Below are 12,679 nucleotides of genomic sequence, written 5' to 3' on the forward strand. Positions count from 1 at the left end.
AGATATCTGACGGAACCCGAACCGGGGAACCCGTGGGCCCCGGCCAGCCTCGCCTCCACGCCCCGGGGCGGTCAATGACTAGGGTGGGACGCACCAACCCGGCTGGTATTTCGGGAGCCGAACCGAGGAGACATCCACATGACGCAAGAAGCAGCGGCCGACGCCGCGACCACCACCCCGCCCACGCTGACCCAGAAGCTCCTCGCCGAGCTGGTCGGCACGTTCGTCCTCGTCTTCGTGGGTTGCGGCGCCGCCGTCACCACGGGCGCCGACATCGCCGCGACCGGACTCGCCTTCGGCATCGCGATCGTGATCATGGCCTACTCCTTCGGGCGTATCTCGGGCGGCCACTTCAACCCCGCCGTCTCGGTGGGCGCTGCCATCGCCGGACGCATCTCGTGGCGCGAGACGGGCCTGTACTCCGCGGCCCAGATCGTCGGCGGCCTCATCGGCGGCCTCGTCCTCGCCGTCACCCTCCTGGCCGGCGACAGCGGCTGGGAGTTCGGCGACCCGCTCGGCAGCAACGGCTTCGGCGACTTCGGCTTCGCCCTCGGCGGCGCCCTGATCGTCGAGATCGTGCTGACGTTCATCTTCCTGACCGTGATCCTCTCGGTCACCGACGAGCGCAACGACACCGTCGCCTTCGCGCCCCTGGCCATCGGCCTGGCGCTCGCCGCGATCCACTTCGTCGCCATCCCGCTGACCGGCACCTCGGTCAACCCGGCCCGCTCCATCGGTGTGGCCTTCTTCTCCGGCGGCGACGCGATCGCCGACCTGTGGCTGTTCATCGTCGCCCCGCTCGTCGGCGGCGCGCTGGCCGGCGTCCTCTACCCGATCCTCTTCGGCCGCGGTGCCGACCCGGTGCCCGGCTCGGGCTTCGGTGGCGGAGCCGGCGGCGCGGTCGCGGTGCCCGGCTTCGGTGCGCCCAACGCCTTCGAGCAGCAGTGGAACCAGCAGCCGGGCGGCTCCGGCCACGCCGCGCAGCCGGGTCAGTTCGGCCAGGCCGGGCAGCACGCCGGTCAGCCGCAGGCGGCCCAGCAGCAGCCGATCATCCAGGACGGCTGGCAGTGGGACCCCGCCGCCCAGCAGTGGATCCCGGCCCAGCAGCAGCCCGCTGCTCCGGCCGCGCCGGCCACCCCGGACCCGCAGTCCGGTTGGGCGCCGCCGCCGGGTGAGCAGACCCAGGTCCGCCCGCCGCAGTAACACTGGCCGAGCGCGGCTCCGGCGCCTGAGGCGGCAGCAAGCTGCCGAGGGACGCCTCCCGCCGCGCTGCCGGCCTGGTCAACGGGGCTCGTCGTACGCGACGAGCCCCGTTGCGTTCTCCTGGACCAGTCCGACGCCGCGGGCGTAGACCTCGCTCCGGCTCGCGCCGGAGGTGCCGTCGACCTCCAGCACCACCGTGTCGTCGTACGTCGTGAGGGGGACGGTGACCTCCTCGTCGCGGTCCTCGACGGTGCTCACCTCGCCGGGCGCGGACCGGTAGCCGTCGCCGACCCGGGGCCGCGCCGGCATCATCAGCCCGGCCTCCGCGCCGGCGGTACCGGCCTGCCACACGCCGTCGCGGCCGAACCACCACACGTTGCCGGCCCGGTCCTGGGCGAAGTGGTCGCGGGTGGTGGTGCCGTCGGGGGCGGTACGGACCAGGGTGGTCGTCGTGACGCCCTCGATCTCGGGACCGGGGGCGGCCTCGGCGGCCGAGCGGTCGTCGTAGCGCCAGCGGGCGCCGGGGCGCAGCGGGAACCACGGGTTGTCGACGATCCGCACGAAATCGCGGGCCTCGGGCGACGGGGTCGGGACGACCAGACCGTCGACGCCGGTGGGCGGGCTGGGTGCCGCGGCCGAGCCGCAGCCGGCCAGCGTGAGCACCGCACCCGCGGTCGCGGCGGCGAGGAGGATCCGCATGGCGCCCATCGTCTCGCACCCGTGCCCGGCTCCCCGCGCCGGGCCGGGCGCTGCTAGCGTCGCTGGCAGTCCCATCGCAACCTCTTGAGGAGACCCAGTGAGCACCACCCCGCTCAAGGTGGCCGTGACCGGCGCGGCCGGCCAGATCGGCTACAGCCTGCTCTTCCGCATCGCCTCCGGCGCGATCGCCGGCGACCGTCCCGTCGAGCTGCGGCTGCTCGAGATCGAGCCCGCGCTCAAGGCCCTCGAGGGCGTCGTGATGGAGCTCGACGACTGCGCGTTCCCGAACCTCGCCGGTGTCGAGATCGGCTCGGACCCCGAGAAGATCTTCGACGGCGTCAACCTCGCCCTGCTCGTCGGCGCGCGCCCGCGCGGTCCCGGCATGGAGCGCGGCGACCTCCTCTCCGCCAACGGCGCGATCTTCACCGCCCAGGGCAAGGCCCTCAACAAGGTCGCCGCCGACGACGTCCGCGTGGGCGTGACCGGCAACCCGGCCAACACCAACGCGCTCATCGCCGCGACCAACGCCCCCGACATCCCCCAGGAGCGGTTCTCGGCGCTGACCCGCCTCGACCACAACCGGGCGATCTCCCAGCTGGCCGCCAAGACCGGCGCCGCCGTCACCGACATCAAGCAGATGACGATCTGGGGCAACCACTCGGCCACCCAGTACCCCGACATCTTCCACGCCGAGATCGCCGGCAAGAACGCCGCCGAGGTCGTCAACGACCAGGCGTGGATCGCCGACACCTTCATCCCGACCGTCGCCAAGCGCGGCGCCGCGATCATCGACGCGCGGGGCGCCTCCTCGGCCGCCTCGGCCGCGTCCGCGACCTGCGACGCCGCCCGCGACTGGCTCCACGGCACCCCCGCCGGCGACTGGGTCTCGATGGCGGTCGTCTCCGACGGCTCCTACGGCGTCCCCGAGGGCCTGGTCTCCTCGTTCCCGGTCACCACCGCCAACGGCGACTGGAGCATCGTCCAGGGCCTGGAGATCGACGACTTCTCCCGCGGCAAGATCGACGCCTCCGTCGCCGAGCTGGCCGACGAGAAGCAGGCGGTCACCGACCTCGGCCTGATCTGAGCCCGAGCGCGCCCGCGCACTGACGTACGAAGCCCCGGCCGATCCGCCTGATCGACCGGGGCTTCGTCGCGTCCGGGCCCGTCCGGGACGGGCCTGCGCTAGACGGGCTGCTCGGGGATGCTGCCGGCGAGCAGCACCAGGGCGATCCCGACGCCGACGAGGATGCCGACGTCCAGGAACCGGTGCCGTACGGCGAGCATCCCGGCGTCGCGCTCGGGCAGCACCAGCCGCAGCAGCGCCGCCGCACCGAGGCCGCCCGCGACGATCCGCAGCCCGACGCGCCACTCCCCCACCCCGGCCACGACCAGGCCGGCGCCGACGGCCAGCAGCACGGCGATGTAGCACGCCCCGCCCAGCGTCGAGGGGTAGCGACGGACCGGCGCGACCTCCGGGGTCGGCGCCGTCTCCGGGGACTCGTCGTTCAGTGCGCTGCCTTCCCGCCCTCGCGCGCGGCCTGCTTCTCGGCCATCGCGACCACGTTGGCCAGCAGCATCGCGCGCGTCATCGGTCCGACGCCACCCGGGTTGGGCGAGACCCACCCCGCGACGTCCCAGACGTCGTCGGCCACGTCGCCGGCGATCTTGCCGTCGACCCGGCTCACGCCCACGTCGAGGACGGCCGCACCCGGCTTGACCATGGCACCGGTGATGATCCCCGGCACGCCCGCCGCGGCGACCACGATGTCGGCCTTGCGCACGTGGGCGGCCAGGTCGACGGTGCCGGTGTGGCACAGCGTCACGGTCGCGTTCTCGGAGCGGCGCGTGAGCAGCAGCCCGAGCGGACGCCCCACGGTGATGCCCCGGCCCACGACCACGACCTCGGCGCCCGCGATCGGCACCTCGTGGCGACGCAGCAGCTCGACGATCCCGTACGGCGTGCACGGCAGCGGCGCCTCGTTGCCGAGCACCAGCCACCCGAGGTTGGTCGGGTGCAGCCCGTCGGCGTCCTTGGCCGGGTCGATCAGGCCGAGCACCCGGTTCTCGTCGCGCCCCCGCGGCAGCGGCAGCTGGACGATGTAGCCGGTGCACGCGGGATCGGCGTTGAGGCCGGCCACGGCCTCCTCGATCTCGTCCTGCGTGGCCACCTCGGGCAGGTCCACCCGGATCGAGGAGATCCCGACCTCGGCGCAGTCCTTGTGCTTGCCGTTGACGTACCAGCGCGAGCCCGGGTCGTCACCGACCAGCACGGTCCCGAGGCCGGGGGTGATCCCCTGCTCGCGGAGCTTGTCGATGCGGACGCGCAGCTCGTCCTTGATGGCGGCCGCGGTGGCGTTGCCGTCGAGCTTCTGTGCAGTCACGTGCTCATCCTCTCAGTGCGGTCCATCAGTAGACGAACCGGAATTCCTTGGCGCCGATCCCGGCCCGGACGGCGGCGAGCACCCGGGACGCCTCGGCGTCGCCGACGCCCGCCGCGGCGAGCTGCCCGACGAGCCAGCGGTGGCTGTCGGGCCGCGCCCACAGCCCGACCCGCGAGCTGGGCGCGCCGGCCTCGGCCAGCTCGTGCTCGGCCCGGGAGTAGCCGTAGGTGCCGTCCGGGATCGCGATGACGTCGAAGCGGACCTGCCGCCCCTCCGTCTCGACGACCACCTCGCACCGGTGGTCCGTCTCGGAGCGCCGGCCGGCGACCACGGTGCTCACCGTCGGACCGGTCTCAGTGGAAGAAGTGGCGGGTGCCGGTGAAGTACATGGTCACCCCGGCCGCGGCACACGCCGCGATGGTCTCCTCGTCGCGCACCGAGCCACCCGGCTGCACGATCGCGGTCACCCCCGCGTCGAGCAGGATCTGCGGGCCGTCGGCGAACGGGAAGAACGCGTCGGACGCGGCGACCGAGCCGCGGGCCCGCTCGACGCCCTCGACGAGCGTGTTGGCGCGCTCCACGGCGAGCCGGCAGGAGTCGACGCGGTTGACCTGGCCCATGCCGATGCCGACGGCGCCGCCGTCCTTGGCCAGGAGGATGGCGTTGGACTTGGCCGCGCGCACCGAGCGCCAGGCGAAGGCGAGGTCGGCGAGGGTCTGCTCGTCGGCGGCCTCGCCGGTGGCGAGCGTCCACGCGGCCGGGTCGTCGCCGGCGGCCTGGAACTGGTCGGTGTGCTGCATGAGCAGGCCGCCGCTGATCGGGCGGGTCTCGACGCCGCCGGCGGTGAGCGGCTCGGCGACGAGGATGCGGATGTTCTTCTTGCCCTGGAGCACCTCGACCGCGCCCTCGTCGTACCCGGGAGCGACGATGACCTCGGTGAAGATCTCGGCGACCTGGCGGGCCATCTCGACCGAGACGGGGACGTTGGTGGCGATCACGCCGCCGAAGGCGGAGACCGGGTCGCACTCGTGGGCGCGGCGGTGGGCTTCGGCGACGTCGGTGCCGACGGCGATGCCGCAGGGGTTCGCGTGCTTGATGATGGCGACGGTCGGCAGGTCCCCGTGGTCGTACGCCGCGCGGCGGGCCGCGTCGGTGTCGACGTAGTTGTTGTAGGACATCTCCTTGCCGTGCAGCTGCTCGGCGGCGGCGAGCCCGCCGGGGCCGTAGCCGGAGCGGTAGAGCGCGGCGGGCTGGTGCGGGTTCTCGCCGTAGCGGAGCACGGCCTGCTTGTCCCAGGTGCCGCCGATCCAGGCCGGGAAGCCGTTACCCTCGGAGGAGTCGGTCAGGACCGAGCCCATCCACGAGGCCACCTGGACGTCGTACGTCGCGGTGTGCACGAACGCCTTGGCGGCCAGCGCCTTGCGCTCGGCGTAGGTGAAGCCCTCGCCCTGCGCCGCGGCGAGGGCGGCGGCGTAATCGGCACCGTCGGTGACGATCGCGACCGATGGGTGGTTCTTGGCCGCGGCGCGGACCATCGAGGGACCGCCGATGTCGATCTTCTCGATGCAGTCGTCGATGCCGGCGCCGGAGGCGACGGTCGCGGCGAACGGGTACAGGTTGACCACGACCAGGTCGAACGGCGCGACCTCGAGCTCCTCGAGCTGGGCGACGTGCTCGGGCAGGCGGCGGTCGGCCAGGATGCCGGCGTGCACGCGCGGGTGCAGCGTCTTGACCCGGCCGTCGAGGCACTCGGGGAAGCCGGTGAGGTCCTCCACCTTGGTGACCGGCAGACCGAGGCTCTCGATGAGGGCCGCCGAGCCGCCGGTCGAGACGAGCTCGACGCCGGCGGCCGCGAGGCCGCGGACCAGGTCGTCGAGACCGGTCTTGTCGAAGACGGAGACCAGCGCGCGCTTGATCTTGATCTGGTCGGGCGTGGCGGACATCGAGGGGCTCCTCATCGGTCGGTGGATCTCGATGAGGGCACCCAGGCGATCGATGCCGACTCGTCACTCCCTGGTGGTTGCCCACCTGCGCCAGTCGTGTGCCCTCACTCTAGGCCATGTCTACCCGTCCCATGGCGGCGGCGGCGCCACCCCGGCGGCGCGCTCGCCGCGTTGCCGACGCTCGGAACACGACCCGGTGTGCCGTCGCGGCGGCGCCTTGCGATCACACCACCGGGACGACGCCGGCATCCGCCGAGGCCGGGCAGCCATGGCCTGAGGTTCAGCCTCCCAGCCGAACCCGCCGGCCGTCGACGGTGAAGCCCTCGCGGGCCATCCGGCCGACCGACTCGACGAGCATGCCCCGCTCGGCGACCTTGATCCGCTCGTGCAGCGTCTCGACGGTGTCGTCGTCCTCGACCGGGACGACGGCCTGCGCGACGATCGCGCCGGTGTCGACGCCCGCGTCGACGACGAAGAGGGTCGCGCCGGTCACCTTGACGCCGTACTCGAGCGCGTCGCGGGGCCCGTGCATGCCGGGGAACGACGGCGAGAGCGCCGGGTGGGTGTTGACGGTGCGGCCGCCGAAGCGCTCCAGGAAGGTCTCGCCCACGAGCTTCATGAAGCCGGCCAGCACGACCAGGTCGGGCTCGAAGGCGGCCACCTTGTCGGCGAGGGCACGGTCCCAGTTCTCGCGGGCGGAGAAGTCACCGAGGCGCGCGACGAAGGTCGGTACGCCGGCGCGCTCCGCGCGGGCCAGGCCCTCGATGTCGTCCCGGTCCGCGCCGACCGCGACCACCCGCGCGCCGTACGACGGGTCGGTGCAGGCGTCGAGGAGGGCCTGGAGGTTGGTGCCGGAACCCGACACGAGGACGACGAGGCGAGGGCGAGCGGGCACGGCCGGAGTTTACGGCCGCCGGGGCCTCAACGCCGACGCGGCAGCCGGTCGCGGACAGCACCCAGCCGGGTGCGGACCCACGAGTCGGCGTCGCGCTGCCACCAGCAGACCGCGACCGCGCCGACCACGCCGCCGATCCCGAAGGACGCCATCGAGTGCAGCAGCACGTCGAACGTGTAGGGGCCGACGTCGCGCATCCGGCCGGGGCCGACGGCGCCGCCGGCGAAGGCGGTCAGCGCGGCGAGCAGCACGCCGGCGGTGATGCCGCCCGCGCAGCCGCGGATGGCGGCCTGGTCCCAGGCGAGCACCGGCCGGTCGCGCTGGACCCGGCCGGCGACGTAGACGGCGACGAGGACGGGGGTGAGCATCAGCCAGTCGGTCCACCACGGCTGGCTGCCCTGGTCGGGCAGCGCGGCGAGCAGCGGGAACATCGGCAGCGGGCCGAGCACGACCGCCGTCGTCGAGACGGTGGTGCCGGCGCCGACGGTGAACCCGGGGCCGAGCAGGTAGGCGCTGGAGAACAGCAGCGCGTTGGGCAGCACGAGCAGGGTCAGCACCACCATGAGCACGACGGCACCGGCGTCGGCGTGGAGCTGGGAGACCACGTTGGCGGCGGTGGAGAAGTCGAGCACGAAGGCGGCCACGAGGGCGACCAGGCAGACCAGCGCCCAGGTGCCGAGGATCCGGCGGGCGACGAGCAGGACGTCGCGCACCATCGCCGGTACGGCGGGCAGCCAGATCGCCGCGCGCCCCGAGCCGGACGCGATCGCCGGTCCGCCCACGGCCAGGCCCAGCAGCACCGACCAGAGCACCACCCGGGACGGCTCGGGCGTGGACGCCGCGGTCGCGGCGACCGAGGCGGTGACCACGCCGACGACGGCGTACCCGACGGTGAAGAGGGCGGCGGCGAGCGGGACGGTCCAGTCCCGGGCGCCGTCGGCGATCCGGTCGGCGTTCGGGCCGTGGCCCGAGACCGACTCCCCCACCCGGTGCCCGACCCGCCAGGTCACCCAGGCGCAGACCAGGGTCAGGCCGAGCGGGATCGCGGTGATCCGGATGCCCTCGACGGCCACCGTCGAGCCGTGCGCGACGAGCCAGCCGTGGGCGCCGACGCGCAGGGCGCCGCTCGGGCTCCCCTCGCCGCCTGCGTCGGTGAGGAACCAGCCGACCACGGCCAGCGCCAGGCAGACCAGGAGCGGGCCGCCCGCGGCGATCGCGCCGCCGATGGTCGCCGTCGGGACCAGCGGACGGGTCGTAGCGAGCTCGCGGCGCAGGTCGGCGTCCGACCGGGCGGTGGTACGACCGGACCCGGTCCGGCGCGGGGTCGACTGAGCCTGCAACGTCATGGTCCGACCATCTTCACGCGCGGGCGGCCCGGCTCCGGCCCGCCACGCCGGAGCGACCAAGGACACAGCCGCGAGCCGACCCGTGATTCGAACCGGGCCCCGTCGCGGCGTACGGTGGTGCGGCCATGACCGCGGACGTTCCTGAGAGCCCCACCAGCCCGCAGCCCCGGTCCGCGCACGTCAGCAGCGCGGATCTCACCGCGGGCTTCGACGCCTTCTACCGCGACTCCCGCGACCGGCTGCTGCTCCAGACCTTCGCGCTCACCGGCGACCTCGCCGCGGCACGCAGCGCGGTCCGCGAGGCGTTCGTCGTCTCGTGGCACCACTGGCGCAAGACCGGGCGCCTCGACGACCCCGAGATGGCGGTCCGTCCCGACGCCTGGCGCAAGGCGCTGCGCCGCAGCAGCACCCGCCCCTGGCACCGCAAGAAGGACATCGCCGCCGAGCACCGCGCGATCCTCGACGCCCTCGCCGCGCTCCCCGTCGACCAGCGCAAGGCGCTGCTGCTCACCCAGCTCGCCGCCGTCTCCATGGCCGAGATGGCCCACGAGATCGGGCTGCCGCTCGAGGCCGCCGAGCGCGAGCTCCAGCAGGGGGCCGCGGCGTTCGCGACCGCGCTGGCCATCCCGACCTCCGCGATCCCGCTCTCGCTCAGCTCGCTCGGCGACGCCGTGCGCTCGGTGACCTGGCCGCGGGTCACGATCATCCGCCGCGCCGGGGCCGCCCGGCGCCGGGCGCACACCGTCATCGGCGGCGCCGCGGCCGTGGTCGCCCTCGTCGCCGGCGGCGCGGTCGCCCACGACGCGACCGGCGACCGGCCCACGCTCGACCGGGCCGACCTGCCGTCGGTGACCTCGACCCCGCGCCCGCCCGGCCCGGCCGTCACCACGCTGCCCGACACCGCGCTGCTCCCCGTCGAGGTCGTCCAGGACGCGCTCCCGGGCCGCGGCTGGCAGCAGGGCACCACCACCGACAACTCGGCCGGCAACGGCCTGGTCCTGCCCTGCCAGACCGAGCGGTACGCCGACCCGCAGGGCACCTCCGCCTGGGTCCGCACGTTCCGCAACAGCGCCAAGCCGCGCGCCGCGCGCGGCGTCGTCCAGCTCGCGGAGGCCTCCTCGGCCGAGCCGCGCGCGATCCGGACCTACCGCCGCGCCCTGCGCTGGTTCACCACCTGCCCGACGCCGGCCGACAAGGACGCCGCCCCGCCGCGGATCCAGCTCGTCTCGACCGCGGCGCTGCCGGGCGTCGGCGACCAGTCGGCGCTGGTCGTGCTGCGCTCGCGCGCCGACCGGACGACGTACGTCGTGGGGGTGGCGCGGACCGGCCTCTACACGACCGTCACCTCGCTGAGCGCCAAGGTCGCCCCCGGGCAGCCCGGCCGCGTGGGCGTGGCCCAGCTCCTGGCCACCGCCGTGGGCCGGATGTGCGCCAACGCCGACGGCGGCGCGTGCGCCCCCGACAAGCCCAAGGTCGTCGACCGGGCGCCGTACCGCACGGGCGACGTCCCCTGGATGCTCTCCGAGCTCGACCTCCCGCCGCTCACCCAGGACCCCGGCCCCTGGGTCGGCACCCCCGCCGCCAAGCTCACCGAGGACCGGATCGACTCCGGCGCGGTGGGCTGCGACACCGTCCACCTGTTCGGCAAGTTCCGCAACCAGCCGGTCAAGGACAACCAGTTCCGCACCTTCGTGCTGAGCGACGCCAAGCTGCCCCCCGAGGTCGGCCTCACCCAGACCGTCGGCACGCTGCCCACGGGCGCGGCCCGGGCCTTCGTCGCCCGCTTCCGCGAGCAGATGGCCGCCTGCCCCGACCTCGACGCCACCGCCGGCACCGAGGTCGAGGAGCTCGCCCACGACGGCGACACCCTCTCCGCCTGGCACCTCAGCACCGCCCTGCCCGGCGACCGCACCGTCGAGTACGACGTCGCCGTGGTCCGCCGCGGCACCTCCGTCTCGGTGCTCGTCTACGTCGCCGCCCCCCGCGCCCGGATGGCCAACCCCGACTTCGTGGCGCTCACCCGCCGCTCCGTGGAACGCTTGGCCGTCATGGGGACGCCCGCCTCCTGAGCCCGCCCCGGGAGCGCGGAGGAAAAACTTCGCGCCCCCGTGCAACCGGGTCGACCGCACCGGCGTATCACTCCCGAAAGCCCCGCACGGGGCCGCGACGGAGACCAGGTGGTCCCAGAGGAGGTGCGACGTGGAAGCCAGCGACTTCGACGACTTCTACGCCGCGTCGTTCCGCCGGGTGACCGGCCAGGTCTACGCGATGATCGGTGACTTCGACGAGGCCACCGAGTGCACCCAGGAGGCCTTCGCCCGGGCTTGGGCCCACCGCCGCAAGCTCGACAAGGCGGAGTACCCCGAGGCCTGGGTCCGCACCACCGCCTACCGCCTCGCCGTCAGCCGCTGGCGCCGCCGCAAGCGCGGCGAGCGGGCCCCCGACCGGGCCTTGCAGGACATCGGCACGGCCGCCGCCGTCGACGAGTCGCACGTCGCCCTCGTCGCGGCCCTCAAGCAGCTTCCGGAGGCACAGCGCCAGGCGCTCGTCCTCCACCACATCGCCGACCTGCCCGTCCACCAGGTCGCGGCCGAGGTCGGCGTACCCGAGGGAACCATCAAGGCCCGGCTCAGCCGGGGACGCGCGGCGCTCGCCACCCTGCTGGCCGACGAGTCCGGGCTCGCGGGAGGAGGGGTGACCCATGCCTGAGCAGCACGACCCGATCGAGGAGCTCTCCCGGTTCGGCGCCGGGTTCAGCACCGGCCATGGAGGTGGCGAGATGCCCCTGTCCGCAGCCGACGTACGCCGCCGCGGCGACCGGATCCGGCGTCGCCGTACCGCCCTGGTGGCGGGGGCCGCCGCCTTCGCCGTGGCCGCCGTGACCGTCCCGGTCCTCGCCCTCTCGCTCGACGGCTCCCGCGGCGACGACAGCCGGGTCGCCAACGACCGCGCCAAGGCGCTGTCCGAGGCGGACCTGCTCACCGACGACGACACCGTCTACAGCGACGGCGCCGACTGGTTCACCATCGACACGTTCGAGGGCGACGGCCAGTCAGCCTTCCAGCTCTGCGCCCGCAGCAACCTGGCCGGGCTCGGCGCCGGCACGATCTTCCAGCGCCGCTACGAGCTGCGCAACCTCGAGGACGGCGCGCCCAGCGTCTCCGGCGACGAGTTCCGCGAGGTCGTCGCGCAGTTCCCGAGCGCGGCCGAGGCGGACAAGGCGCTCCAGACCGTCGCCTCCTGGATCACGGACTGCGGCAAGCACGCCAAGGCCAACGGCACCCCTGAGTACCGCGTGCTCCAGACGACCCCGGTCCCGGCCGGCCTCGACGACAGCGAGGCGCAGGTCATCGACGCCCACTACGGGCCGGTGCCCAAGAACATCGACCCCTACGGAAGTGACTCCTACATCGCCGAGACCGGGCTGGTGCGGGTCGGCAACCGGATCGCGATCCTCGACTCGCGCATCGTCGGCCAGGACTACAACTTCCTCGACGGGACGCCGGTCACCCGGATGATCCCGCGGGCCGCCGAGCTGCTCCTGCCCGGCACCGCCCCCAAGGCCACGGTGACCGCGACCGGCTCCGCCGCGCCCTCCGACTCCACCGATCCCACGGACCCCACCGCCCCGGCCGGAGCCACCACCCTCCCCAACGACCTCCCGCTCGCCGACGGCTGGCCCCAGGTCGACGGCGACGGCTCCCTCGAGGGCCCCGCGCGCGGCCAGGAGGCGTTCACGTTCGCCCCGTGCGGCACGGACGTCCCGGACGCTCCCGCGCCGGTCGACCGGGTGACGGCGCGGTGGCAGGAGCCGGAGGACTTCCGGGGGCGCCAGCTGTCGACGTACGGCTCGGCCGCGGAGGCACGGAGCGCGGCGGACGCCATCGTCGACGCCTACCGCGCCTGCCCCACCGGTACGCCGGACTCGGCCGGCTTCGTCAGCCACCACACGGTGGCCGACGGGGACCTCGGCGACGAGTCGTGGATCCTCGGCCGCTCGTCGACGTACGACGGCTCGCCGGCCCCCGGCCTCGACATCACCTACGTCATCCGGGTGGGCAACGCCCTCCTGCTGCTCACCCAGGCCAGCGAGGGCGGCGCGTCCGACCCGGCCGGGGACATCGTCACCCAGGCCTCGCAGACGGCCGACGAGGCCGGTGCGGTCGTCACCAGCCTGTGCCGGTTCGTCGGCAGCGCCTGCCGCGGCTGAGC

General features: G+C 74.2%; 12 protein-coding genes. 5 read left to right on the forward strand and 7 right to left on the reverse strand.

What is annotated here, in order from left to right:
* Nucleotides 1-138: 138 nt before the first annotated feature.
* Complete coding sequence (locus CCO04_RS23565; RefSeq protein ID WP_215816587.1) at nt 139-1,203, forward strand: aquaporin; 1,065 nt, start codon at nt 139-141, stop codon at nt 1,201-1,203.
* Nucleotides 1,204-1,281: 78 nt separating this feature from the next.
* On the opposite strand, the gene CCO04_RS23570 is transcribed toward CCO04_RS23565, so the two are convergent.
* Nucleotides 1,282-1,902, reverse strand: a complete 621-nt coding sequence (locus CCO04_RS23570; RefSeq protein WP_215816588.1) for a hypothetical protein — start codon at nt 1,900-1,902, stop codon at nt 1,282-1,284.
* A gap of 97 nt (nt 1,903-1,999) precedes the next feature.
* On the opposite strand from CCO04_RS23570, the gene CCO04_RS23575 reads away from it, so the two are divergent.
* Entirely contained in the window at nt 2,000-2,986 is a 987-nt protein-coding gene (locus CCO04_RS23575; RefSeq protein WP_215816589.1) for a malate dehydrogenase, read from the forward strand.
* A 98-nt stretch (nt 2,987-3,084) separates the two neighbouring features.
* On the opposite strand, the gene CCO04_RS23580 is transcribed toward CCO04_RS23575, so the two are convergent.
* From CCO04_RS23580 to CCO04_RS23605, 6 genes are all read right to left on the reverse strand, one after another.
* Entirely contained in the window at nt 3,085-3,318 is a 234-nt protein-coding gene (locus CCO04_RS23580) for a DUF3017 domain-containing protein (protein WP_308281485.1), read from the reverse strand.
* Nucleotides 3,319-3,407: 89 nt separating this feature from the next.
* On the reverse strand, nt 3,408-4,283 hold the full coding sequence (locus CCO04_RS23585; RefSeq protein WP_215816590.1) for a bifunctional methylenetetrahydrofolate dehydrogenase/methenyltetrahydrofolate cyclohydrolase: 876 nt from the start codon (nt 4,281-4,283) through the stop codon (nt 3,408-3,410).
* Nucleotides 4,284-4,308: 25 nt separating this feature from the next.
* The gene (locus tag CCO04_RS23590; protein WP_215816591.1) at nt 4,309-4,623 is read right to left on the reverse strand and encodes a hypothetical protein; all 315 of its coding nucleotides are present in this window, start codon (nt 4,621-4,623) and stop codon (nt 4,309-4,311) included.
* Nucleotides 4,624-4,636: 13 nt separating this feature from the next.
* Nucleotides 4,637-6,226 (reverse strand): bifunctional phosphoribosylaminoimidazolecarboxamide formyltransferase/IMP cyclohydrolase, encoded by a 1,590-nt coding sequence (gene purH, locus CCO04_RS23595; RefSeq protein ID WP_215816592.1) that lies wholly within the window; start codon nt 6,224-6,226, stop codon nt 4,637-4,639.
* Between the two features lie 280 nt (nt 6,227-6,506).
* Complete coding sequence (purN, locus tag CCO04_RS23600; protein ID WP_215816593.1) at nt 6,507-7,121, reverse strand: phosphoribosylglycinamide formyltransferase; 615 nt, start codon at nt 7,119-7,121, stop codon at nt 6,507-6,509.
* A 26-nt stretch (nt 7,122-7,147) separates the two neighbouring features.
* The gene (locus tag CCO04_RS23605; RefSeq protein WP_215816594.1) at nt 7,148-8,467 is read right to left on the reverse strand and encodes a DUF6350 family protein; all 1,320 of its coding nucleotides are present in this window, start codon (nt 8,465-8,467) and stop codon (nt 7,148-7,150) included.
* Between the two features lie 125 nt (nt 8,468-8,592).
* Here CCO04_RS23605 and CCO04_RS23610 point away from each other — a divergent pair, with 125 nt between their 5' ends.
* The 3 genes from CCO04_RS23610 (at nt 8,593) to CCO04_RS23620 (ending at nt 12,677) form a co-directional block, all read left to right on the forward strand.
* A complete protein-coding gene (locus tag CCO04_RS23610; protein WP_215816595.1) occupies nt 8,593-10,536 on the forward strand; it encodes a sigma factor-like helix-turn-helix DNA-binding protein in 1,944 nt (647 codons plus the stop codon).
* Nucleotides 10,537-10,666: 130 nt separating this feature from the next.
* A complete protein-coding gene (locus tag CCO04_RS23615; RefSeq protein WP_215816596.1) occupies nt 10,667-11,176 on the forward strand; it encodes an RNA polymerase sigma factor in 510 nt (169 codons plus the stop codon).
* A complete protein-coding gene (locus CCO04_RS23620) occupies nt 11,169-12,677 on the forward strand; it encodes a hypothetical protein (protein ID WP_215816597.1) in 1,509 nt (502 codons plus the stop codon). The genes CCO04_RS23615 and CCO04_RS23620 overlap by 8 nt, the downstream gene beginning before the upstream one ends.
* Nucleotides 12,678-12,679 lie beyond the last annotated feature (2 nt).

Origin of the sequence: Pimelobacter sp. 30-1, assembly GCF_018831735.1 — a bacterium.
Taxonomy (GTDB): domain Bacteria; phylum Actinomycetota; class Actinomycetes; order Propionibacteriales; family Nocardioidaceae; genus Nocardioides.

Bases quoted from the DNA above. Each gene is read 5' to 3' on its own strand.
- purH (WP_215816592.1), bottom strand. From the start codon at position 6,226: ATGTCCGCCACGCCCGACCAGATCAAGATCAAGCGCGCGCTGGTCTCC.
- CCO04_RS23620 (WP_215816597.1), top strand. From the start codon at position 11,169: ATGCCTGAGCAGCACGACCCGATCGAGGAGCTCTCCCGGTTCGGCGCC.
- CCO04_RS23610 (WP_215816595.1), top strand. From the start codon at position 8,593: ATGACCGCGGACGTTCCTGAGAGCCCCACCAGCCCGCAGCCCCGGTCC.
- CCO04_RS23570 (WP_215816588.1), bottom strand. From the start codon at position 1,902: ATGCGGATCCTCCTCGCCGCCGCGACCGCGGGTGCGGTGCTCACGCTG.
- CCO04_RS23565 (WP_215816587.1), top strand. From the start codon at position 139: ATGACGCAAGAAGCAGCGGCCGACGCCGCGACCACCACCCCGCCCACG.
- CCO04_RS23605 (WP_215816594.1), bottom strand. From the start codon at position 8,467: ATGACGTTGCAGGCTCAGTCGACCCCGCGCCGGACCGGGTCCGGTCGT.